The 23,289-nt window shown below is 71.8% G+C and carries 20 protein-coding genes and 1 tRNA gene; 15 read left to right on the forward strand and 6 right to left on the reverse strand.

Going from position 1 to position 23,289, the window contains the following annotated elements; all coding sequences use genetic code 11:
• Positions 1-300: 300 nt before the first annotated feature.
• Together cysC and NI17_RS22955 are read left to right on the forward strand one after the other, a co-directional pair.
• Complete coding sequence (gene cysC, locus NI17_RS22950; protein WP_068687454.1) at positions 301-1,779, forward strand: adenylyl-sulfate kinase; 1,479 nt, start codon at positions 301-303, stop codon at positions 1,777-1,779.
• Positions 1,780-1,818: 39 nt separating this feature from the next.
• On the forward strand, positions 1,819-2,541 hold the full coding sequence (locus tag NI17_RS22955) for a nucleoside triphosphate pyrophosphohydrolase (RefSeq protein WP_068687455.1): 723 nt from the start codon (positions 1,819-1,821) through the stop codon (positions 2,539-2,541).
• Positions 2,542-2,769: 228 nt separating this feature from the next.
• Here NI17_RS22955 and NI17_RS22960 read toward each other — a convergent pair whose 3' ends face one another.
• Both NI17_RS22960 and NI17_RS22965 read right to left on the reverse strand, forming a co-directional pair.
• On the reverse strand, positions 2,770-4,224 hold the full coding sequence (locus NI17_RS22960) for an FtsW/RodA/SpoVE family cell cycle protein (RefSeq protein ID WP_084012310.1): 1,455 nt from the start codon (positions 4,222-4,224) through the stop codon (positions 2,770-2,772).
• A gap of 119 nt (positions 4,225-4,343) precedes the next feature.
• Positions 4,344-5,255 (reverse strand): sulfite exporter TauE/SafE family protein, encoded by a 912-nt coding sequence (locus NI17_RS22965; protein ID WP_068687456.1) that lies wholly within the window; start codon positions 5,253-5,255, stop codon positions 4,344-4,346.
• A 412-nt stretch (positions 5,256-5,667) separates the two neighbouring features.
• Here NI17_RS22965 and eno point away from each other — a divergent pair, with 412 nt between their 5' ends.
• The 9 genes from eno (at position 5,668) to NI17_RS23010 (ending at position 15,250) form a co-directional block, all read left to right on the forward strand.
• The gene (eno, locus tag NI17_RS22970; protein WP_068687457.1) at positions 5,668-6,951 is read left to right on the forward strand and encodes a phosphopyruvate hydratase; all 1,284 of its coding nucleotides are present in this window, start codon (positions 5,668-5,670) and stop codon (positions 6,949-6,951) included.
• 76 nt (positions 6,952-7,027) lie between these two features.
• A complete protein-coding gene (locus NI17_RS22975) occupies positions 7,028-7,501 on the forward strand; it encodes an FtsB family cell division protein (RefSeq protein ID WP_234401528.1) in 474 nt (157 codons plus the stop codon).
• Between the two features lie 75 nt (positions 7,502-7,576).
• Complete coding sequence (locus tag NI17_RS22980) at positions 7,577-8,146, forward strand: DUF501 domain-containing protein (protein WP_068687458.1); 570 nt, start codon at positions 7,577-7,579, stop codon at positions 8,144-8,146.
• A complete protein-coding gene (locus NI17_RS22985) occupies positions 8,143-9,132 on the forward strand; it encodes a Ppx/GppA phosphatase family protein (RefSeq protein ID WP_068687459.1) in 990 nt (329 codons plus the stop codon). Before NI17_RS22980 ends, NI17_RS22985 begins: the two co-directional genes overlap by 4 nt.
• Positions 9,133-9,496: 364 nt before the next feature.
• Positions 9,497-10,876, forward strand: a complete 1,380-nt coding sequence (locus tag NI17_RS22990; RefSeq protein ID WP_068687460.1) for an NAD(P)/FAD-dependent oxidoreductase — start codon at positions 9,497-9,499, stop codon at positions 10,874-10,876.
• Positions 10,877-11,049: 173 nt separating this feature from the next.
• Positions 11,050-11,126, forward strand: a tRNA-Leu gene (locus tag NI17_RS22995).
• A gap of 528 nt (positions 11,127-11,654) precedes the next feature.
• Complete coding sequence (gene pruA / locus NI17_RS23000) at positions 11,655-13,283, forward strand: L-glutamate gamma-semialdehyde dehydrogenase (protein ID WP_068687461.1); 1,629 nt, start codon at positions 11,655-11,657, stop codon at positions 13,281-13,283.
• A 23-nt stretch (positions 13,284-13,306) separates the two neighbouring features.
• The gene (locus NI17_RS23005; RefSeq protein ID WP_068687462.1) at positions 13,307-14,263 is read left to right on the forward strand and encodes a proline dehydrogenase family protein; all 957 of its coding nucleotides are present in this window, start codon (positions 13,307-13,309) and stop codon (positions 14,261-14,263) included.
• An 84-nt stretch (positions 14,264-14,347) separates the two neighbouring features.
• Positions 14,348-15,250, forward strand: a complete 903-nt coding sequence (locus NI17_RS23010) for a Bax inhibitor-1/YccA family protein (RefSeq protein WP_068687463.1) — start codon at positions 14,348-14,350, stop codon at positions 15,248-15,250.
• Positions 15,251-15,313: 63 nt separating this feature from the next.
• On the opposite strand, the gene NI17_RS23015 is transcribed toward NI17_RS23010, so the two are convergent.
• The 3 genes from NI17_RS23015 to NI17_RS23025 all read right to left on the reverse strand — a co-directional run bounded on the left by NI17_RS23015 (position 15,314) and on the right by NI17_RS23025 (position 18,165).
• Positions 15,314-15,580 carry a DUF4287 domain-containing protein gene (locus NI17_RS23015; protein ID WP_068687464.1) on the reverse strand — a complete coding sequence of 89 codons (267 nt, stop codon included), beginning with the start codon at positions 15,578-15,580 and terminating at the stop codon, positions 15,314-15,316.
• A gap of 237 nt (positions 15,581-15,817) precedes the next feature.
• Positions 15,818-17,041: an acetyl-CoA C-acetyltransferase gene (locus NI17_RS23020; protein WP_068687465.1), complete on the reverse strand. Its 1,224-nt coding sequence runs from the start codon at positions 17,039-17,041 to the stop codon at positions 15,818-15,820.
• 77 nt (positions 17,042-17,118) lie between these two features.
• Positions 17,119-18,165: an SGNH/GDSL hydrolase family protein gene (locus tag NI17_RS23025; RefSeq protein WP_068687466.1), complete on the reverse strand. Its 1,047-nt coding sequence runs from the start codon at positions 18,163-18,165 to the stop codon at positions 17,119-17,121.
• Between the two features lie 232 nt (positions 18,166-18,397).
• Here NI17_RS23025 and NI17_RS23030 point away from each other — a divergent pair, with 232 nt between their 5' ends.
• The 3 genes from NI17_RS23030 to NI17_RS23040 all read left to right on the forward strand — a co-directional run bounded on the left by NI17_RS23030 (position 18,398) and on the right by NI17_RS23040 (position 21,795).
• Positions 18,398-19,765 (forward strand): cystathionine beta-synthase, encoded by a 1,368-nt coding sequence (locus tag NI17_RS23030; protein ID WP_119267981.1) that lies wholly within the window; start codon positions 18,398-18,400, stop codon positions 19,763-19,765.
• Between the two features lie 150 nt (positions 19,766-19,915).
• Positions 19,916-20,626, forward strand: coding sequence for an acyltransferase (locus tag NI17_RS23035; RefSeq protein ID WP_068687467.1), 711 nt, complete (start codon positions 19,916-19,918; stop codon positions 20,624-20,626).
• 23 nt (positions 20,627-20,649) lie between these two features.
• Positions 20,650-21,795 (forward strand): cystathionine gamma-synthase, encoded by a 1,146-nt coding sequence (locus NI17_RS23040; protein ID WP_068687468.1) that lies wholly within the window; start codon positions 20,650-20,652, stop codon positions 21,793-21,795.
• A gap of 92 nt (positions 21,796-21,887) precedes the next feature.
• Here NI17_RS23040 and NI17_RS23045 read toward each other — a convergent pair whose 3' ends face one another.
• Entirely contained in the window at positions 21,888-22,181 is a 294-nt protein-coding gene (locus NI17_RS23045) for a hypothetical protein (protein ID WP_068687469.1), read from the reverse strand.
• A gap of 203 nt (positions 22,182-22,384) precedes the next feature.
• Here NI17_RS23045 and NI17_RS23050 point away from each other — a divergent pair, with 203 nt between their 5' ends.
• A complete protein-coding gene (locus tag NI17_RS23050) occupies positions 22,385-23,278 on the forward strand; it encodes a hypothetical protein (protein WP_068687470.1) in 894 nt (297 codons plus the stop codon).
• The last annotated feature ends 11 nt before the right edge of the window (positions 23,279-23,289 follow it).

Here is a 23,289-nt window from a genome sequence, read left to right on the forward strand (position 1 = left end):
GGCCGCCGTACCGGGCCGCTCGGAGAACAACACGGAAGGACCCCGCCGTGTTCCCGGAATCCGGTCTCCCGGCGGCCCGACCAGGGGAGGGTTCCAGGTGGCCCGCGCCCCAGGGGGCGTGTGACCGGTGCCGGGACGTCGGGGAGAAGAGTTTCCGGGCGTTCCGGGCCCGGGAGAGGTTTTCGGGGAGCCCGGACCGAGGCCCCCGGGGACTCTCCCCTCGGGCCCGTGCCTTCCCCCGGGCCTCTCCGCGGCTCCCAATACCCTTGGCGGGGATGTCCGATCGACGAGGGAGCCGTGATGACCCACCCAGCCGGAGGGCCCGCCGCCTTCACTCCGGGGCCCCAGGGGCTGGCCCACCTGGAGTTGCTGCTGGCCGGGAGCTGTCCGCTGCCGGGGTTCATGACGCGGGCCGAGGCCGCCCGGATCGGCCGCTCCGGGCCGCCCCCGGCGGGGGCGCCGTGGCCGGTGCCCGTCGAGCTGTCCGTTCCCGACGAGTTCGCCGACGCCCGCGCGCTGGTGCTGACCGACCCCGAGGGCGCGCCGCTGGCGGAACTGGCGGTCACCGAAACCCACCGGGACGGGACGGTCCGCCTGGCCGGGGAGGTCCGCCCGGCGGCCCCGCCGGTGTACGGTTCGCTGCGTTCCCTGCGGTTGACCGCCCGGCAGGTGCGGTCCTCGCGGGACGAGCGGCGGGCGCTGCTGGCCGTGGTCGCCGACCGGCCGCTGCACCACCGCGCGCTCGCCCGGATCCGCGCCGCCCTGGAGCGCCTCGGTGACGCCGACCTGCTGGTGCTGGTGGACGTCCCGTTGGACGCCGAGGGGGCCGCGCCCGCCGTGCTCGCCGCCGGTCCGCTGCTGCCGGAGGGCACCCGGTTCGCCGCCGTCACCCTGCCCGTCGCGGCGGCCGACGGCGCCCCCGAGTGGTCGGCCGAGCGGCACGGCCTGCTCGCCGCGCACGTCGCCGCCGCCTACGGGGCCACCCACGTCCTCCTGGAGAGCGCCCGCGCGGTCGAGCCGCCGTCGGGTGCCCCGGTGAAGGTGCTGGCCGCCGAGGAGTGGGCCTACGACACCGCGCGGCAGCGGTGGCGGCCCGCCGAGGAGGCCGCGCCCGGGCACGCCCGCCGGGAGCTGACCGAGGCCGACGTGGCGGAGGCACTGGACCACGGCAGGCCGCTGCCCGAGTGGTTCACCCCCGAACCGGTGGCCGCCGCGCTGGCCCGGATGCGCCCCTCCCGCGCCGACCGCGGCCTCACCCTCTTCTTCACCGGGCTGTCGGGGTCGGGCAAGTCCACGGTGGCGCGCGGCGTCGCCGAGGAGATCCGCCGGGCCGGGCGCACGGTGACACTGCTCGACGGGGACGTGGTGCGCCGCATGCTGTCGTCGGGGCTGACGTTCTCGCGGGCCGACCGCGACCTCAACATCCGCCGGATCGGGTACGTGGCCTCCGAGATCGCCCGGCACGGCGGTGTGGCGGTGTGCGCGCCGATCGCGCCGTACGCGGCGACCCGCGCCGAGGTGCGGCGCATGGCCGAGGACACCGGCGACTTCTTCCTGGTGTACGTGGCCACCCCGATCGAGGTGTGCGAGGCACGGGACCGCAAGGGCCTGTACGCCAAGGCGCGCGCCGGGGAGATCCCCGAGTTCACCGGGGTCTCCGACCCGTACGAGGCGCCCGAGGACGCCGATCTTGTCATCGACACGTCCGCGGAGAGCGAGGCGGAGTCGGTGGCGCGGGTCGTGGCGGCGCTGCGCGACGGCGGTTGGCTGCCGCGCTGATCCGGCGGCCTCCGCCGCGCGTCCGCCACAATGGGAGGTATGAGCGAGCACAACGGCACACCCCCGGGGCACCGGCTGGTCGCGCTGGTGGAGGTCATGGACACATTGCGGCGCGAGTGCCCGTGGGACGCCCAGCAGACGCACCGGTCGCTCGCCAAGTACCTCATCGAGGAGGCCTACGAGGCGCTGGAGACCATCGAGCGCGGCGACTGGGACACCCTCGCCGAGGAGCTGGGCGACGTCCTGCTCCAGGTGGTGTTCCACGCGCGGGTCGCCGCCGAGTGCGGGGCGGACGGCTTCACCATCGACGACGTGGCCGACGCCATCATCGCCAAGCTCGTCCGCCGCCATCCGCACGTGTTCTCCGACACGGCCGTGGAGGGCGCCGACGAGGTCAGGGCCAACTGGGAGGCCATCAAGGCCGCCGAGCGCGCGGCCAGGGGGGAGCGGTCCGACGTGTCCGTCCTGGCCGGGGTGCCGTTCGCGCAGCCCGCCGCGCTGCTCGCCTACGAGTTGCAGAAGCGCGCCGCGCGCAACGGCGTGCCGGAGGACCTGATCGGCGACGACGGCGGTCCCGGCGGGGAGCTGTTCGCGGCGGTGGAGGCCGAACGGCGCCGTTCGGCCGACCCGGAGATGGACCTGCGCGCCGCGGCCCGCCGGTTCGACGCCCGGGTGCGCGCCGCCGAGGAGGCGGCCCGCGCCGACGGTCTGGACCCGCGCGGGCTCACTCCCGAGCAGTGGCGCTCCTACTGGGCGGAGTAGTCGGCCCGACCCCGAGCAGGACAGCGCTCTTCGGGGCGGAGGGCCGGGCTCCGGGGCCGTGGACCCCGCCCCCGCCGAAGCGCGGCACCTCTGGTGGGCCGGACAGCGGTTGACCGACCGCACGGCCCACGGGGTGTTCGTGCCGTGGCGGGGCGGGGGAGCCCGTCTCGTCCGTCCCCGGCTTCGTCCGGCCTTCCCCGTCCCGCAGGCAGCCGGGGCGTGCGGCGCTCAGGAGGCCGAGCCGTCGGCGGCGCTCCTGGTGGCGGCGAGAGCCCGGTTCCACACCTCGCCGACCACGGTGGACGGCAGTTCCACGGTGGGGCCGCCGTCGTGTTCGGAGGCTGCCGCGGGGCGGCGGGCCTGGTCGCCCACGCGCAGCCACAGTCCGACGACGATCCAGCTGGTGACCAGGGAGGAGCCGCCGACGGCCAGCAGGGGGAAGGTCATGCCGCTCAGCGGGATCAGCAGGGTGATCCCGCCCACCACCACGAACACCTGGAAGGCCCACAGGAAGGCCAGGCCGGTGGTCATCAGCTTGACGAAGACCTCACGTGCGGCCAGCGCGGCCCGGAAGGCGCGTTCCACCAGCAGCAGTGTGGCCACCAGGACCGCCGCCAGTCCGGCCAGGCCGAACTTCTCGCCCAGCGACACCATGATCAGGTCGCTGTCGGCGGCGAACAGGGTGGAGGCTCGGCCGGTGCCGAAGCCGACGCCGAGCAGCCCGCCGTCGGCGAGCGCGAACAGGCCGTCCACCACCTGCCGGCTGCCCTGGGGGTCGTGGTAGACCTCGGGGGAGAAGGCGTGCAGCCAGATCGTCACGCGCTGTTGGACGTGCCAGAAGAGCAGGTGGGCGGCGTAGGCTCCGGCGAGGAACATCGCCAGGCCGATGCCCGCCCACGACTTGCGCTGGGTGGCGGCGTAGAGCATCGCCAGGAACAGGGTGAACAGCAGCAGCGAGGTGCCGAGGTCCTTGGTGCCGACCAGGATGAGGATGGCGATTCCCCACGCCGCCGTCATCGGTCCCATGTCGCGCATCCGGGGCACGCTGAAGATCTTGACGCCGCGCACCGTGATCTGGGTGGCGGCCAGGGACAGGGCGTCCCGTTTCACGCCGAGGTAGGCGGCGAGGAAGACCACCAGCGGGATCTTGGCGAACTCCGAGGGCTGCACGGTGAAGTCGCCGAACGACAGCCAGCGTCGGGCGCCGTACTGGTCGAGTCCGACGACGGGCAGCATGGGCGAGGCGAGCAGGGCGAGTCCGGCGAGCGCCATCAGGTAGGGGTAGCGCTGCAGGTGCTGGGGGCGGCGTACCAGGAGCAGCGTGGCCAGGCAGGCGAGTTGCCCCAGGCCGGTCCACATGAGTTGCCGCGGGGCGGTGGCGTCGGAGTCTCCGGCTTCGGCGTGCAGGCCCCAGATGAGGATGAGGCCGATCCCGTTGAGCAGGACCGTCAGCGGCAGGATCAGCGGATCGGCCCAGGGTGCGAGGAACCGCAGTGCGACGTGGACGGCCAGGGCGCCGGAGCCGAGGACGGCGGTGAACGTCCACAGCACGTCGGGTACGCGTCCGTCCAGTTGCAGTCCGGCGAGGCCGAGACCGATGGCGAACACCGAGAGAGCCACGGTCAGCATGGCCAGTTCGGTGTTGCGCCGCCGCCCGTGGCGGGGCGTGGTCTCGTCGGTCATGTCCCGCCTCGTTGGTCTGTGCGGTGGCACAGCGGACATAGCGAACTATAAGCGGACGGCGGGTTCCGGGTGGTGAGGCGGGGTGGCGAGTCGCCGCAGGTGGGGAGGGTGGGCGCGGGTCAGCCGCGTGCGGCCTCCGGTTCCGGGGCGGCGGCGCGTGCCGCCGCGGAGTCGGTCAGGTGGGCGCGCAGGGACCAGGCTGTCGCGGCGGCCCAGAGGGTGAGGACCAGCAGGTAGACGGCGGTCTGTCCGGTTCCGTCGACGGGCAGCCAGTCGCTGTTCATGACGGTGTGGGCGTTGGTGAGGATGATCATGCCGCCGACCACGGAGCCCAGGACGCGCGGGGGGACGTAGCGCACGATCCAGGCGGCGAAGGGCGCGGCGGCGGCTCCGCCGATCAGGAGGGCGACGGCCCAGGGCAGGTTGACCCCGGAGTGGCCCAGGCCGGTGAGGAAGCCCGCGCTGGCGGAGAGGGCCACGATGAACTCGCCGGTGGCCACCGAGCCGACGACCCTGCGCGGTTCGAGTCGGCCGCTGGCCAGCAGCGCGGAGGTGCCGACCGGGCCCCAGCCGCCTCCTCCGGTGGCGTCGACGAATCCGCCGACGAGGCCGAGCGGGGTGAGGAAGCGACCGCGCAGGGGCTTGCCGAGGTTGCCGCTCGGCAGTCCCCGGACGGTGAAGCGGAGGAGGACGTAGCAGCCCAGCAGCAGCAGGATGCCCGACATCAGGGGGGCCGCGGCCTGGGTGGACAGGCTGCTCAGAACGGTGGCGCCGCCGAACGCGCCGATTCCGCCGGGGATCGCGATGCGTCGTACGACCCGCCAGTCGACGTTGCCCATCCGCCAGTGCGACAGACCCGACGACAGGGTGGTGCCGATCTGGGCCAGGTGGACGGTGGCGGAGGCGCCTGCCGGTGTCGCGCCGACCGCCAGCAGCAGGGTGGTCGAGGTGACGCCGTAGCCCATGCCGAGACTGCCGTCGACGAGTTGGGCCAGCAGGCCGACCACGCCCAGCAGGATGAGGGTCTGCATCGCGGAGGGAGCCTTCCTGATTTTTTCTACTTGTTCGGTAGGAATGGTAGACGAAGGTCCCGCGTGTCGCCCAGGGGTCGCGGTGTGTCGGTCCGCCTTTGTGGGTATCGAGGAGACGTCGGGTTCGCGACACGCCGGAACGGCACCCCGGGAGTGAGGTGCGTCTCATGGTTGCGAAACCGGATATCCCCGTCGATCAGCGGATTGGGAAAAATGGACTAAACCAATCCGGGGTGTGGGGGAGACGCCGCGGTACCCGGATCGGTAGGCTCTGGGTGGTTCGCGCGGTGGCCGAGGAACACTTTCCCGTGCCGTTGCGTGACGAGGTGTCACCCCACCGACCGGGTCTCGGACAGCGCAGTGCGCGGACCGACCGGGACCACGCACAGACGCGAGGAAATGGAGTACTACGTTGGCGTCGATCGAGGCAGTGCAGGCGCGGGAGATTCTCGACTCCCGCGGTAACCCGACGGTCGAGGTCGAGGTTCTGCTCGACGACGGGACGACCGCCCGGGCGGCTGTCCCCAGCGGTGCGTCCACCGGCCAGTTCGAGGCGGTCGAGCTGCGTGACGGCGGCGACCGCTACGGCGGCAAGGGCGTTGAGAAGGCCGTCGCCGCGGTGAACGAGGAGATCTCCGACGAGATCATGGGCTACGGCGCCGAGGAGCAGCGGCTCATCGACAACGCGCTGATCACCCTGGACGGCACCCCCGACAAGTCCCGCCTGGGCGCCAACGCCATCCTGGGCGCGTCCCTGGCCGTGGCCAAGGCGGCCGCGGAGAGCGCCGACCTTCCGCTCTTCCGCTACCTGGGCGGCCCCAACGCCCACGTGCTGCCGGTGCCGATGATGAACATCCTCAACGGCGGCGCGCACGCCGACACCAACGTCGACATCCAGGAGTTCATGATCGCCCCCATCGGGGCGCCGAGCTTCCGTGAGGCGCTGCGCTGGGGCGCCGAGGTCTACCAGGCGCTCAAGGCGGTGCTCAAGGCCCACGGGCTGGCCACCGGCGTCGGCGACGAGGGCGGGTTCGCCCCCAACCTCGACAGCAACCGCGCCGCGCTCGACCTGATCACCGAGGCCGTCACCAAGGCGGGCTACACCCCCGGCAGCGACATCGCGCTGGCCCTGGACGTCGCCGCCACCGAGTTCCACTCCGACGGCGCCTACCAGTTCGAGGGCAGGAGCCGCAGCGCCGAGGAGATGGCCGCCTACTACACCGAACTGGTCGACGCCTACCCGCTGGTGTCCATCGAGGACCCGCTGGACGAGGAGGACTGGGCGGGCTGGAAGTCCCTGACCGCCGCCCTGGGCGACCGGGTCCAGCTCGTCGGCGACGACCTGTTCGTCACCAACCCCGAGCGGCTGCGGCGCGGTATCGACGAGGGCGCCGCCAACTCGCTGCTGGTCAAGGTGAACCAGATCGGCACGCTCACCGAGACCTTCGACGCCGTCGCGCTCGCCCAGTACAGCCGCTACACCGCGATGATCAGCCACCGGTCCGGCGAGACCGAGGACACCACCATCGCCGACATCGCGGTGGCCACCAACGCCGGGCAGATCAAGACCGGCGCCCCCGCCCGCAGTGAGCGGGTCGCCAAGTACAACCAGCTGCTGCGCATCGAGGACGAGCTCGACGACGCGGCCGTCTACGCCGGAGCGGGCGCGTTCCCGCGCTTCGCGCGGCAGGGCTGATCCCGTGCCGAAGGCGCCGGAGCCGCCGAAGGGCCGCCGTCCGCGTACGACGGGGGCCCCGGTCTCCGGCGCCTCCGTGTCGCCACCCAGCGGGAGCGGCGGCTCCCCGCGGCGGCGGTCCCGACGGACCGCGGACGCCACCGCGCCGCGCGACCGCGGGGGCTCCGGCGCGGAGCCGACCGGCAGGCCCGCGCTGACCAGCCGCGCGGCCATCCTGGCGCTGCTGGTCTGCGTGATCGCGCTCAGCCTGGCCTACCCGCTGCGCGAGTACATCGCCCAGCGCGCGCAGATCGCCCAGCTCAAGGAGGAGCGCGCGCACACCCGGCAGGCGGTCCAGGAGCTCGCCGAACGCTACGAGGAGTTGCAGGATCCCGCCCACATCGAACGCGAGGCCCGCTCCCGGCTGCACTACCAGTACCCGGACGAACAGGCCTACATCCTCCTCGGCGAGACCTCCGAGGAGGAGGAGGTCGAGGACAGCGGTCCACGGGAGCCCTGGTTCGTCGAGCTGTGGGACTCGGTCGCCGAGGCGGACCGGCCGGACGCGTGAACACCGTGCTCCGGGCGGACCGGAGGCGCGGAGCGGAGCCGCGGCCTTTCCGGCGGGAGTAGGCTGAGAGGCGTCATGACTTCCGCAGAGCACAATCCCGACGGTCGGGCCGCCGCCGAGGACGTCGCGGCCGTCCGGCTCCAGTTGGGACGGCCGCCGCGCGGCGTGCACGAGGTGGCGCACCGGTGCCCGTGCGGGCTGCCCGACGTGGTGCGCACCGCGCCGCGCCTGGAGGACGGCACCCCGTTTCCCACCCTGTACTACCTGACCTGTCCCCGCGCGGCCTCGGCCGTCGGCACGCTGGAGAGCAGCGGGCTGATGCGCGAGATGACCGGGCGACTGGAGGACGATCCCGAACTGCGCGCCGCCTACGCCGAGGCGCACGAGTCCTACGTGGCCGAACGCGACGCCCTCGCCCGAAGGATCGGGGTGGAGCCGCTGCCCGAGGGCATGCAGAGCGCGGGCGGCATGCCGAGGCGGGTCAAGTGCCTGCACGCGCTGGTCGCGCACGAGTTGGCCGTGCCGGGGAGCAACCCGCTCGGGCGGGAGGCCCTGGACAAGCTGCCCGAGTGGTGGGACCGGGGGCCGTGCGTGTGTGTGGACGACAGCACCGACAACACCGAGAGGAACGGCGGGGGCCAGTGAGAACGGTCGCGGCCATCGACTGCGGAACCAATTCCATCCGTCTGCTCGTGGCGGGAGTGATCGACGCGGACGGCGACGACGTCCAACTGCTGGACGTGGAGCGCCGCATGGAGGTGGTCCGGCTCGGCCAGGGCGTGGACCGCACCGGAGCGTTCGCCCCCGAGGCGCTGAGGCGCACCTTCGACGCGCTGACCGAGTACGCCGAGCTGATGCGCGGCCACGGGGTCGAGTTGGGGGCCGACTCCGTGCGCATGGTGGCCACCAGCGCAACCCGGGACGCCGCCAACCGCGACGAGTTCGTGGCGGGCGTGCGCGGGATCATCGGGGTGGAGCCCGAGGTGATCAGCGGCGACCAGGAGGCCGAGCTGTCCTTCGTGGGCGCGACCGCCGAACTGGAGGCCGAGGGGGCGGAGGCCGGGCTGCCCCGCCCCTACCTGGTGGTGGACATCGGCGGCGGCTCCACCGAGTTCGTGCTCGGCCACGTCGGCGACGACGGCGCGGTGCGCGCGGCCCGCTCGGTCGACATCGGCTGTGTACGGATGACCGAACGGCACTTCCACTCCGATCCGCCCACGGCCGAGCAGATCGCGGCGGCCACCGCCGACATCGAGGCGGCACTGGACGAGGCCGCGGCGACCGTCCCGCTGGCGGAGGCCGCGACGGTGGTGTGCGTGGCGGGGACGGCCACGACGGTGGCGGGGATCGCGGAGGAGCTGCCCGCCTACGATCCCGAGCGCATCCACCACGCCCGGGTACCGGTCGGCCGACTGCGGGAGATCACCGCCGAACTGCTGGCCATGCCGCACGAGCGGCGCGCGGCGATCGGCGTCATGCACCCGGGGCGGGTGGACGTGATCGGTGCGGGCGCGCTCATCCTGGAGCGGGTGCTGACCCGGACGGGGGCGGCCGAGTTCGTGGCGAGCGAGCATGACATCCTGGACGGCATCGCCTGGAGCCTGGCCCTGGAGGGGTACCGGGAGGAGTAACGCCGTACTGTCCTCCGTATCCGTGGGCTGACCAGGGGCTTTCGTCCCGCCGTTCGACCCTGGACACGTGAACCGGGTCACGTCGCCACAGGCTTGTGAATCCGTTCACATGTGCTCTGACCTGGCCAAACAGGCTCTTTGGGCGTTTTATCCTGGTCTAAACCTTTCCAAGCTGCGCCTTGGATGACGGGGGATGCTTGTGAAAGAATGCACAAGCAGGACGAGGGAGGCGAGATCTCGTCTTGTGTCAAAAATCGCATGGTTTCTGTGAAAAACCACAGGCAGGCATGACAGTCAAAGAAGACTTACCGATCTTCGCCGTCCGCGGCGATGGCGGAATCGGGGAAGCAGGGGCGGAACAGCGATGACCGAGAGCAGGAACTACCGACTGGTCCACGGCGGTGGTGACGAATCGGAGATCCCGCACGTGCTCATCGTCGGCGGTGGGTACCTGGGCATGTACACCGCGATGCGGCTGGAGAGGAAGTTGGGACCCGGCGAGGCCCGCATCACCGTCGTCGACCCCAACTCCTACATGACCTACCAGCCGTTCCTGCCCGAAACGGCCGCCGGAAGCATCTCCCCGCGCAACGTCGTCGTCCCGCTGCGCAAGGTCCTGCGCCGGACGCGGGTGCTCAACGGCCGGGTGGTCCGCATCGAGCACGCCAAGCGCAGGGTCGAGTTCGAGTCGAACCAGGGCGAGCTCCGCGACATCGCCTACGACCACCTCGTCATGGCCGCCGGAGCCGTCTCGCGGACCCTGCCCATCCCGGGCCTGGCCGAGCACGGCATCGGCATCAAGACCGTCGAAGAGGCCGCCTACCTGCGCAACCACGTGCTGGAGCAGCTCAACATCGCCGACTCCACCGACGACCCCGCGGTGCGGCGCAAGGCGCTGAACTTCGTGTTCGTCGGCGGCGGGTTCGCGGGCGCCGAGGCCATCGCGGAACTGGAGGACCTCGCCCGCGACGCCACCCGGATCTACCCGTCGATCGGCATCGACGACCTGCACTTCTACCTGATCGAGGCGGCCGACCGCATCCTGCCGGAGGTGGGCCCCGAGGTCGGCGCCAAGGCGCTCAACCAGTTGCGGCTGCGCGGTATCGACGTGCGCCTGTCGACCTTCCTGGAGTCGGCGGTCGACGAGCGCATCAAGCTCAGCGACGGCACCGAGTTCGAGGCGGGCACCCTGGTGTGGACCGCCGGAGTCAAGCCGAGCCCGGTCGTGCAGGCCTCCGACCTGCCGCTCGGCCCCAAGGGCCACGTGGACACCAGCGAGTACCTCACCGTCAACGGTGTGGAGAACGCCTTCGCCGGCGGCGACAACGCCCAGGTGCCCGACGGCAACGGCGGCTACTACCCGCCCAACGCCCAGAACGCGGTCCGGCAGGCGCCGGTCCTGGCCGACAACGTCATCGCGACCCTGCGCGGCAGGGAGCTCAAGCCCTACCGGCACAAGAACCTGGGCGCGGTCGCCGGGCTCGGCATGAACAAGGGCGCGGCCCAGCTGTTCGGCAGGATCAGGCTGACCGGCCGCCCGGCCTGGCTGGCCCACCGCGGCTACCACCTGCTGGCGGTCCCCACCTTCAACCGCAAGCTGCGGGTCCTGTCGGACTGGACGCTCGGCTTCTTCCTCCGCCGGGACTTCGCGTCGATCCCGGAGATGAGCCAGCCCCGCCAGGCGTTCGCCGAGGCCGCCCGGCCCCAGGTCGAGAACGGCCACCTGCTGCGCCGCGTCTCCTAGCACAACGGGCTCCGCCGACACCCGGGCGGAGCCCGCGGGCGCTGCGGGGAGCGACGGCGTGAGGTTCACGCGTCTGTGGGCCGCGACCCTCGAAGGGGCGCGGCCCACAGACGCGTGGGGAAGTAAAACGCCGAACCACGGAAAAAGCCGTGTGTGACCGGTATGCTAGATAAGCCCTCGTAGCCCAATGGTAGAGGCAGGCCCCCTAAAAGGGTCACAAGTGTCGGTTCGAATCCGACCGGGGGTACCAGGCCAGTACCTCCGGGACCGCCTCGGCCCCGCAGGGAGAAAGCGTCAGGGGCGCTGCGCCCCGGGGGTGCCGGGCCCCCGCCCTCCCGCACCGTGAGGACGGTTCCGCGCCAGGGACTCAGGCGCTGTGGGGTGCGCGGGACGTTCTTCCGTCCCGCCCGTCTCCTTCCGGCGCAGCGCCCCTTCCACCCCGTCCCGCCCCGGGACCGATGTTCCACGCCCCCGGAATCGAGACCGCCCGGATCTTCCCCGAGGGCCGAGGCCCCCGCCCTCCAGGGCCGGGCGGGCCTGAGCGCTCCCCTCGCCCCCGGCCCGCGTCTTCGCAGGGCAGCCAGCCCCTCGGCGTGATCTCCGCGCTGTTGGAACCCCCGTCCGCGGGTAGGTATCCCATCGGCGGCCACCGCACCGAGCCCTTTTCGAATCCCGAACCATCCGTTCGACCCGAGACGCCGCCCCCCGCGGGCTCCCACAAGGGGCCCGTCCAGCGTCTGTCCAGTCCGACCACGACACGCACCAGGGGGTCACCACCATGGACGCCGTGACAAACGTTCCCGCACCCGTGAACGAACCCGTCCTGTCGTACGCGCCCGGCAACCCCGAGCGCGCCGAACTCATCAACCAGCTCAGGGCGCTGTCCTCGGAACCCACCGAACTGACCATGACCATCGGCGGCGAGCGGCGGATGGGCGGCGGCGCCCGCGTCGACGTCGTCCAACCGCACAACCACGCCTCCGTCCTGGGCACCCTCGGCAACGCCACCCACGACGACGCCCGCGCCGCCGTCGCCGCGGCCAAACGCGCCGCCCCCGCCTGGCGCGAGACGCCCTTCGACGAGCGCGCCGCCGTCCTGCTGCGCGCCGCGGAACTGCTGTCGGGCCCGTGGCGGCAGCGGATCAACGCCGCCACCATGCTCGGCCAGTCCAAGACCGCGGTCCAGGCCGAGATCGACGCGGCGTGCGAACTCATCGACTTCTGGCGGTTCAACGTCCACTTCGCCCGCCGGATCATGGCCGAACAGCCCATGGCCAACGCACCGGGAACGTGGAACCGCATCGACCACCGCCCACTGGAGGGGTTCGTCTACGCGATCACCCCGTTCAACTTCACCGCCATCGCCGGGAACCTGCCCACCGGGCCCGCGCTCATGGGCAACGCCGTGGTCTGGAAGCCGTCGCCCACCCAGACCCTCGCCGCGTACCTCACCATGCGGCTGCTGGAGGAGGCCGGACTGCCTCCCGGCGTCATCAACCTGGTCACCGGCGACGGCCTGGCGCTGTCGGACGTGGCGCTGTCCGACCCCGACCTGGCGGGCATCCACTTCACCGGCTCCACCCGCACCTTCCAGCACCTGTGGCGCACCGTCGGCGAGAACATCGCCACCTACCGCGGCTACCCGCGCGTCGTCGGGGAGACCGGAGGCAAGGACTTCGTCGTCGCGCACTCCTCCGCCGACCCCGACGTGCTGCGCACCGCCCTGCTGCGCGGCGCGTTCGAGTACCAGGGCCAGAAGTGCTCGGCGGCCTCCCGCGCGTTCGTCGCGCGCTCGGTGTGGGAGCGGATGCGCGACGACTTCCTCTCCGAGGCCGAGGCGCTGCCCATGGGCGACGTCACCGACTTCCGCAACTTCATGGGCGCCGTCATCGACCGCCGCTCCTACGACCGGCTGGCGACCCTGCTCGACGACGTGCGCACCGCGTCCTCCGTCGAGGTCCTGGTGGGCGGCACCGCCGACGACAGCGTCGGCTACTTCGTGCGCCCCACCGTCCTGCTCGGCAGCGACCCCGGCCACGAGATCTTCTCCACCGAGTACTTCGGCCCGGTCCTGGCGGTCAGCGTCTACGACGACGACGCCTACGACAAGGTGCTGGCGGCGGTCGACAGCGGCGCCCCCTACGGACTGACCGGCGCGGTCATCGCCACCGACCGCACCGCGATCGCCGAGGCGACACGGACACTGCGGTTCGCGGCGGGCAACTTCTACGTCAACGACAAGCCCACCGGCTCGGTCGTGGGCCAGCAGCCGTTCGGCGGCGCCCGCGCCAGCGGCACCAACGACAAGGCCGGGTCCATGGCCAACCTCATGCGGTGGACCAGCCCCCGGGTGATCAAGGAGACGTTCGTGCCGTCCACCGACCACCGCTACCCGCACCAGGGGTAGCCGTGGGAGGAAAGGACCGCGGAATGCTCCGCACCGCGCTGCTGCTGGCCGCGCGCTCCGACCGCTGCCGCGCGTTCGTGGAACGCGCCCCCCTCACCCGGGGCGTGGTGACCCGGTTCGTCGCCGGGGCGACCCTGGAGGAGGCGCTGCCCGTCGTCCGGCGGCTCACCACCGACCGGCTGGTCACCCTGGACCACCTGGGGGAGGACGTCACCGACGCGGACCGGGCCGCCGACACCGTCGACGCCTACGTCCGACTGCTGGCGGCGCTCGACCTGCACGGCCTCACCGAGCGGGCCGAGGTGTCGGTGAAGCTGTCCGCGCTCGGGCAGGCGCTGCCCGTCGACGGGCAGCGGATCGCGTTGGACAACGCGCGGCGCGTCTGCGCGGCGGCCGACGCGGTCGGCACCACGGTCACCCTGGACATGGAGGACCACACCACCACCGACTCCACCCTGGAGATCCTGCGGGAACTGCGTGCCGACTTCCCCGGAACGGGCGCGGTGCTCCAGGCCTACCTGAGGCGTACCGAAGCCGACTGCCGGGACCTGGCCGTGCCCGGGTCGCGGGTGAGGCTGTGCAAGGGCGCCTACGACGAGCCCGCCTCGGTGGCCTACCGCGACCGGGGCGAGGTGGACCGCTCCTACGTGCGGTGCCTGCGCGTCCTCATGGACGGCCCCGGATATCCGATGGTGGCCTCGCACGACCCGCGCATGATCCGGATCGCCGCCCACCTGGCCGGTGCGGCCGGGCGTGACGCGGACTCCTACGAGTACCAGATGCTCTACGGCGTCCGCGCCGACGCGCAGGCCGGGTTGGCGGCCCGGGGACACCGGGTGCGGGTGTACGTGCCCTACGGCGGCCAGTGGTACGGCTACTTCATGCGCCGACTCGCCGAGCGCCCGGCGAACGTGGCGTTCCTCGCCCGCGCGCTGGCCGGTGGCCGGAACCGGACGGCGTGGCCACCGAGCGCGGTGTGACACAGATGTGGGAACCTCTTTGGCACCGAGATCCGTTACGTTGATGGCATCAGTGTCACGCCTTCGAAAGGTGCAAACAAGAATATGCGGAAGCGCAGTTCCAACCCCGTGATCAAGCGGGCCCTGGCTGCCGCTCCGGGAAGCGCGGGCGCCTACCCGCAGCCCGGCTACGGTCAGCCCTACCCCCCGCAGGGCTACGGTCAGCCCCACCCCCAGCCGGGCTACGGTCCCAACCCGTACGGGACCCAGCCGGGCCATGCGCCGGTCGGCCCCGGCTACCGGGACCCCAACTACCGCCCGGTGACCATCGACGACGTCGTGATGCGGACCGGCTTCACGCTCGGCACCGTCGTCCTGGGCGCCGTCCTCACCTACTTCCTGGCGATGTCCAACCCGGCGCTCGGTCTCGGGCTGCTGGTCGTCGGCGCGATCGGCGCGCTGGTCATGGGTCTGGTCATCGCCTTCACCAGGTCCACCAACCCCGTCCTGATCCTCCTCTACGCGGCGTTGGAGGGTCTGTTCGTCGGCGGGTTCAGCTTCCTGCTGGAGGCGTCCCTCGCGGGAGTGGCCCCCGGCGGCCTGGTGGTCCCCGCGGTCTTCGGCACGCTGTTCGTGGCGGGCACCATGCTCGCGCTCTACAAGTTCCAGGTCATCCGGGTCACCAACACCTTCGTCAAGGTCGTGACCGCGGCGGTGATCGCCTTCGCCGTGCTGGTCCTGGCCAACCTCGTCCTCAGCTTCTTCATCCCGGGCGGGCTGGGCCTGCGCGAGGCGGGACCGCTGGGTCTGGCGGTGAGCGCCATCGCCATCGTCCTGGCGGCGCTGGTGCTGGCCATCGACTTCAAGGACGTCGACGACGCCCTCGCGCTGGGGCTGCCGGAGAAGGTCTCCTGGCAGCTCGCGTTCGGCCTGACCCTGTCCCTGGTCTGGCTCTACATCGAGATCCTGCGTCTGCTCTGGATCATCCAGTCGATGTTCAGCGAATAGACGCGGCCGTAGCGCAGGTGGAACGCCTCTTCCCGCTTGGGAGGAGGCGTTCTCGCTCTGCGGTCAGGACCGTGCTGCGGATCCGGAGCTCCTCTGGTACGGGACCGGGGTGTGGCTGCGGCGGCGGCGGTCGAACTCCTGGACGATCGCGGTGGCGTACCCGTGGCTCAGACCGTACTCGTCGGCCAGCCAGTGCGCGCGTTCCACGCAGTTGGTCAGCGCGGGACCTTTTCCCAGGATGTCGAACCACTCGTGGAGTTCGTGTCCGGTGGTGTCGGGGATCCGCGCGAGGAGTTGTGCGTGGATCTCCGGAGAGTGGGTTACCGGCATGGGCACCTCCAAAGTGAGCGGCACTTATCAAGGACACTGCAATACGATTGCGGTTCGGACAAGGGAGTTGTGGAACCTTTTACGGTCCGCTCCGTAGATCAGTCTTTGCGTTCGGAGGGCGGTCGGGGCGGCACCACCGGCCAGCGCCGAGAAGGTCCCCAAACAACGGCAAAGCGGGGCACTCGCCGTGAATGCCCCGCCCGTGCGGCCCGCCGGTGGGTCAGCCCACCGCCGGGGTCAGTTCAGCCGTTCGAAGACGGCGGCCATGCCCTGTCCACCGCCCACGCACATGGTCTCCAGGCCGAAGGTCCTGTCGTGGAACCGCAGCCCGTTGAGCAGGGTGGTGGTGATCCGCGCGCCGGTCATGCCGAACGGGTGGCCGACCGCGATCGCACCGCCGTTGACGTTGAGCTGGGAGTCGATGTCGATGCCCAGGTCGTCGGCCGACGGCAGCACCTGTGCGGCGAACGCCTCGTTGATCTCCACCAGGTCGATGTCGCGGATCGACATGTTGGCGCGGGACAGCGCCTGACGGGACGCCTCCACCGGGCCCAGGCCCATGATCTCGGGGGACAGCGCGCTCACTCCGGTCGACACGATCCGCGCCAGCGGTGTGATGCCCAGTTCGGCGGCCTTGGTGTCACTCATGATGACCACCGCGGCCGCGCCGTCGTTGAGCGGGCAGCAGTTCGCGGCCGTGACCGTGCCGTCGGGGCGGAACACCGGCTTGAGTTCGGCGACCTTCTCGTAGGTGGTGCCGCGCCGGGGGCCGTCGTCGGTGGAGACCACGGTGCCGTCGGGCAGCGTCACCGGGGTGATCTCGCGCTCCCAGAAGCCGTTGTCGATGGACTTCTCGGCCAGGTTCTGCGAGCGCACCCCGAACTCGTCCTGGCGCTGCCGGGAGATGCCGCGGATCTGTGCCACGTTCTCGGCGGTCTGCCCCATGGCGATGTAGACGTCGGGAAGCTCGCCGTTCTCGCGCGGGTCGCGCCAGGGCTCGGCGCCGCCCTCGGCGCGCTTGGCGGTGCGCGCCTCGGCGGAGGCGAACAGCGGGTTCTTGGTGTCGGGCAGTGTGTCGCTGTTGCCCTTGGTGAAGCGGCTGACCATCTCCACGCCGGCGGAGACGAAGACGTCGCCCTCACCGGCCTTGATGGCGTGGAAGGCCATCCGGGTGGTCTGGAGTGAGGACGAGCAGTAGCGGGTGACGGTGGTGCCCGGAACGGAGTCCAGGCCCAGTTGCACGGCGATCACGCGGGCCAGGTTGTGGCCCTGCTCACCGCCGGGCAGTCCGCAGCCCAGCATCAGGTCGTCGATGGTCTTGGGGTCCAGTTGGGGGACCTTGGCCAGTGCCGCGGAGATGATCTGCACGGCCAGGTCGTCCGGTCGGATGTCTTTGAGTGAGCCCTTGAAGGCCCGTCCGATCGGAGAACGCGCCGTGGCGACGATGACGGCTTCAGGCATGTTCTCGGCCTTTCTAGGAAGCGCTGACGGGAATCGCCCGCAGACCACGGGCGGCGGCGACCTCGTTACCCGAAACGCTAGCCGGTACCACTCTCGACGGGCGTGTCCGGGGTGGCCTTAACCGAATGAGAATCGGTTTCTGTTTTGGTGATGGTGTCGGAGCGGGCGTTCTCGCGGCGCAGCAGCCACGCCCACAACCTGCGCGGGCCCTGCCCGTCACCCGTCCGCGCGGCCTGTCTGACCTCGCTGCCGACCTGCTCGACGGCCTCCGCCGCGGCCCGGTCCACCGGCAGGACCTCGGCCTCCTCACTCCGCTGCGGCTCGACCGGTCCGGGCAGCAGGTCCATGGCCGCGCACACCGCGGGCAGCACCACCGTGACAGCCCGCGCATACCCGCGGGCCGAGGGATGAAAACGGTCGGGACCGAACATCTCGTCGGCGTGGAGCGCGAACTCGTCGGAGAGCAGGTCGCCCAACGCCACGGTGCTGCCGCCCTCCTCCACCACCGCCACCGTCTGCGCGGCGGCCATCTGCCGGGAGGCACGCCGCGCGACGGCACGCAGCGGCTGCGGGATCGGCTGCACCGTGCCGAGGTCGGGACAGGTCGCCACCACCACCGCCGCGCCCGCGCCCACCAGCTCGCGCACCACCTCCCGCAGGTGCGCCACCGCGTCGACGGGGCGGACCCGCCTGATGACGTCGTTGGCCCCGATGAAGACCACCGCCAGGTCCACCCGGCGGCCGCGGACCCTCTCCCACTGTCCCACCAGCCCCTTGGAGGTGGCGCCCACCTTCGACACGTCCCGCAGCCGCACCGGCCGGTCGGCGGCGGCCGACAGCCCCGAGGCGAGGTGCACCGGCGGGGTCTGCCTGGGGTCGTCCACCGCGAAACCCGCGGCGGTGGAGTCCCCCATCATCACCAGGGCGATCGGCTCGCCTCCGCCGACGCCGTAGACCCCGTTGACCCGGGGGCGCTTCCACGGGGTGACCCCGATCGCCCGGGCCGCCATCCTGGCCTGGAGATACAGCAGGACGACGGTGCTGGCGGCCAGCAGGGTCAGCCCGCCGCCGCCGAACGCCGTCGCCGCCGCGATCCGGCGGGCCCGCGCCGCGCGTAACGCCATGCCATCGCCTCCTGACGGTGAGGGGAACCGTTCCTACTCCCAAGTAATACCCGGAGACAGCGGACGGCAGTCGGACCGGCAGGAGGCGCGCCCGTGGCGAATACCGGGCGGGACGGAGACGTTAGGGTCGGACGGAGACCGGGGGACCGGTACCGCACGGCACCGGCCGCCGCCCGCACCGCCGCCGCACCGGGAGGCGGGGCGGCGGCCCAAGGGGAGGGAAGGGACGTTGATGCGGGTCTACAACTCTTTGATCGAACTGGTCGGCGACACCCCGTTGGTTCGGTTGAAGAAGGTCGCCGCAGGACTCGCGCCGACCGTGCTGGCCAAGGTGGAGTACTTCAACCCGGGAGGATCGGTCAAGGACCGCATCGCCCTGCGCATGGTCGAGGACGCCGAGCGGAGGGGCCTGCTCGGGCCGGGCGGCACCATCGTGGAGCCGACCTCCGGCAACACCGGCGTGGGTCTGGCCATCGTCGCCGCCGAGAGGGGCTACCGCTGCGTGTTCGTCTGCCCCGACAAGGTCGGCGCCGACAAGCTCGCGGTGCTGCGCGCCTACGGCGCCGAGGTGGTGGTCTGCCCGACCACGGTCGCCCCCGACCACCCCGAGTCCTACTACTCGGTCTCCGACCGCCTGGCCGCGACCATCCCCGGCGCCTGGAAACCCGACCAGTACGCCAACCCCAACAACCCGGAGTCGCACTACCACAGCACCGGCCCCGAGATCTGGAAGCAGACCGAGGGCCGGATCACCCACTTCGTCGCGGGGATCGGCACCGGCGGCACGATCACCGGCGTCGGCCGCTACCTCAAGGAGGTCTCCGACGGCCGGGTCAGGGTCGTCGGCGCCGACCCCGAGGGCTCGGTCTACTCCGGCGGCACCGGACGGCCCTACCTGGTCGAGGGCGTCGGCGAGGACATCTGGCCCGCCACCTACGACACGAGCGTCTGCGACGAGGTCATCGCGATCGGCGACAAGGAGTCCTTCCTCATGACCCGCCGCCTGGCCAAGGAGGAGGCGCTGCTGGTGGGCGGCTCCTGCGGGCTCGCGGTCGCCGCCGCGCTGCGGGTGGCGGCCACCGCCGGACCCGACGACGTCATCGTGGTGCTGCTGCCCGACGGCGGCCGCGGCTACCTCGGCAAGATCTTCAACGACGAGTGGATGGCCGACTACGGCTTCCTGGACACCGAGACCGAGGAGGCCACGGCGGGCCAGGTTCTGGCGGCCAAGGACGACACCCTGCCCGAGTTCGTGCACACCCACCCGCACGAGACCGTCGGCACGGCGGTGGCCATCATGCGCGAGTACGGCGTCTCCCAACTGCCGGTCATGAAGGAGGAGCCGCCGGTCATGGCCGCCGAGGTGGTGGGTTCCATCGCCGAGCGCGACCTGCTCGACGCGCTGTTCAACGGCCGCGCCCAGCTCGGCGACCCGGTGGAGACCCACATGAGCCGCCCGCTTCCGGTGGTGGGCTCCGGCGAGCCGGTGAGCCGCTGCGTGGAACTGCTCCAGGGGGCGGGCGCGGTGGTGGTGCTCGTCGACGGCAAACCCGCGGGCGTGCTGACCCGCCAGGACCTGCTGGCCCACCTGGCGGGCTGAGCGGAATTCCGGACGGTCCCGCGTGCGTGCCGGGCGCGGGGCCGTCCCGCCTTGCCCTCCGGCTGGTTTTCCGTAACCTCCGACGCCGGGACGCGGGCGGGTCGTCTAGTGTTCTCCTCGGTATTACCAGCGAGTACAAACGGAGACCCGGTGTCGCGGCTGCTTTCCTGGATGGTGCGCACGGCCTGGTCGTGGGCCCGACGCAAGGCGGACATCCGCCACGGCTCACGCGCCGCCGCGCGTTTCGCCGCCTACGGCGAGGGCACCTCCATCGCCTTCCCGCCCGCCACCATCTTCGGCGAGCCCTGGATCGAACTGGGCGCGCACACCCTGGTCGGCGCCGACATCACCCTCAGTGCCGGATACGTGCCCGGCCTCGACCTCGGCCCCAGACCGCTGCTCACCATCGGCGACGGCTGCACCATCGGCCGCGGCTCGCACGTGGTGGCGCACCGCTCCATCGTGTTCGGCGACCACGTCTTCACCGGGCCCTACGTCTACATCACCGACCAGAACCACGGCTACACCGACCCCGACACCCCGATCGGCTACCAGTGGCCCACCGAGGCCCCGGTGCGCATCGGCTCGGGCTCCTGGATCGGCGCGAACGCGGTGATCCTGCCCGGTGTGACCCTGGGCCGCAACTGCGTGGTGGCCGCGGGCGCGGTGGTGCGCCCCGGCGACTACCCCGACCACAGCGTCGTCGCGGGCGTGCCCGGCAGGGTGGTGCGCCGCTACGACCCCGAGGCGGGGTGGGACCCGCCGATGCGGGAGGACTCCGTCGCGGACCGCAGCGCCGACGCGGGCCCGGGCGCCGGTGAGGGACCGGCCACGGCGACGCGCGGCGGCGCGGGCCAGTAGCGTCCCGGTACTACTGTGGCCCCATGAGCTACGAGGGGTTTGAGACGCTGGCCATCCACGCCGGTCAGGAGGCGGACGCCGAGACCGGGGCGGTGGTGGTCCCGATCTACCAGACGAGCACCTACCGCCAGGACGGTGTGGGCGGCCTGCGCGGCGGACACGAGTACTCCCGCACCGCCAACCCGACCCGCACCGCGCTGGAGGAGTGCCTGGCCGCGCTGGAGTCGGGCGTGCGGGGCCTGGCGTTCGCGTCGGGCATGGCCGCCGAGGACACGCTGCTGCGCACCATCGCCAAGCCGGGCGACCACCTGGTCATCCCCACCGACGCCTACGGCGGCACCTTCCGCCTGGTGTCGAAGGTCTTCGAGCGGTGGGGGCTGAGCTGGGACGCGGTCGACCTGTCCGACACCGAGGCGGTGCGCGCCGCCGTGCGCCCCACCACGGTCGCGATCTGGGCGGAGACCCCCACCAACCCGCTGCTCAACATCGCCGACATCGCCGCGCTGGCGGAGGTCGCGCACTCCTCGGGCGCGCTGCTGGTGGTGGACAACACCTTCGCCTCCCCCTACCTGCAACGCCCGATCACGCTCGGCGCGGACGTGGTGGTGCACTCCACCACCAAGTACCTGGGCGGCCACTCCGACGTGGTCGGCGGCGCGCTGGTGGTGGCCGACGCCGACCTGGGGGAGCGCCTGGCGTTCCACCAGAACTCGATGGGCGCGGTCGCGGGACCGTTCGACGCCTGGCTGACCCTGCGCGGGATCAAGACGCTCGGAGTGCGCATGGACCGGCACAACGCCAACGCCGAGCGTGTGGTCAACGCGCTGGTCAGCCACCCGGAGGTCGCCTCGGTGCTCTACCCCGGGCTGCCCGAGCACCCCGGCCACAAGGTGGCGGCCGACCAGATGCGCGGCTTCGGCGGCATGGTGTCGTTCCGGCTGCGCGGCGGCGAGGAGGCGGCGCTGCGGGTGTGCGCGAAGACGAAGGTGTTCACGCTCGCCGAGTCCCTGGGCGGCGTGGAGTCGTTGATCGAGCACCCGGGCAAGATGACGCACGCCTCGGCGGCGGGCTCCCCCCTGGAGGTGCCGAACGACCTGGTGCGGCTGTCGGTGGGCATCGAAACAGCGGATGATCTGGTCAATGACCTGCTCCAGGCGCTGGAGCCGTAGACGGCACTCCGCCACCTCCGGTGGTCTCGGCGAGTATGGGCCATGATCAACGATCATGGCCCTCTCTCGTCGAGATCACCGGGGGACGGGCACTACGCCGGGAAACCCCGGAACTGGCCGAACCGGTTGTACTCCGCCGTTTTGAACAGCGCGTAGAACTTCACCAGGCGGCGCCGCTCGTCCAGGTCGAAGTTGGTGGCCGTAGCCTGGAGCAGCACGGCGTCCATGGTGTCGACCTCGCCGACCGCGGAGCCGTTCACATAGTCGACCACCTCGGAAAACGCCGACTGGTCGTCCAGTTGCAGCCAGCGGTTGACGGTCATGGCGTAGGCCATTCCCTGCGCGGTCTCCCCCGCGCCCTGAAGTATCCGCTGCCAGTCCACCACGGAACCGCTCCCTTCCGTCCGGAGTTCACGATGACCCTTGACGCCAGGGGGGTGTCGGGGCTGTTCTGCTCACCCGTGGTGCCAGAACCAAGAATGCGTCCGCCGTCACGTCCCATCAATCCCGAATTGTGGGGATAGTCGGGCGGAGCCGTGTCCGAGAGCATGGGAGGAGCCGTTCCCGTCCCGCGCCCGTGAGGCATCCCATGCGTGTTCCCTCCGGCCGAGCGGTCCCGCTCGCGCTCCCCGCCGTCCTGCTGCTGACCGCCTCCTGCGGCGTGCTGCCCGGCACCGGTCCCGCCGAGCCGAGGCCGTCGCAGCCGCCGAGCCCGTCGGCCCCGTCCAGCCCGACCCTGCCGACCCTGCACGAACTGGTACGCGCGCACATCGCGGATACCTGGGCACACGAGGCCGAGTACACCGGCCGGTGCGAGGCGCTGGGCCTCTCGGAGCAGGCCGACATCGCCCGACGGAACGGGGTGTGCCTGGCGCTGTTCGCGGACTGGCGGGACAGCACGGTGTTCGTGCTCGGCCCGCCCGCCTCCGAACCGGTCGAGGCGCTGCGGCTGACCACCCCCGACGGCACGCACTGGGAACTGGCGGAGTCCCACGTGATCGAGGACCCCTACGCCCCCGGCCCGCAATGGCTGGAGGAGGCGGCGCGCACCAAGGACGACCCCGCCGAGTGGGAGATCACCGCGCCCACCATGGCCGAGGTCGCCGAGACCTGGCTGGCCGACCGCTACCTGCCGCTGGACTGCGAGCACGGCGACGGCGACCACGAGGGCCGCGACGCCTGGTGCCCGCAGGCGGAGTCCCCCGAGCACGAGGAGACCCCGCCGCCCGACGGGCGCGGTTCGGTGCTGGTCACCTACAACGCCGAACCGCGCTACCGCCTGGTCATGGAGTATTCGGGGGATGCCTGGTCCCTCACCGAGACGGTCGCCACCGAGGACTTCGCTCCCACCCACTTCCTCGACGGGTCCACTCTTCTGGGCAGGATGGCGTCAGACGGTGAGCTGCACACCTTCGACCTGGACTCCGAGACGGTGATCCAGGTGACGGCGAGCGCGGACGGCGCGCCGGAGCGGCCCGCGTGAGCCTCGGCCCC

The organism is Thermobifida halotolerans (genome assembly GCF_003574835.2).
GTDB classification, from domain to species: Bacteria; Actinomycetota; Actinomycetes; order Streptosporangiales; family Streptosporangiaceae; genus Thermobifida; species Thermobifida halotolerans.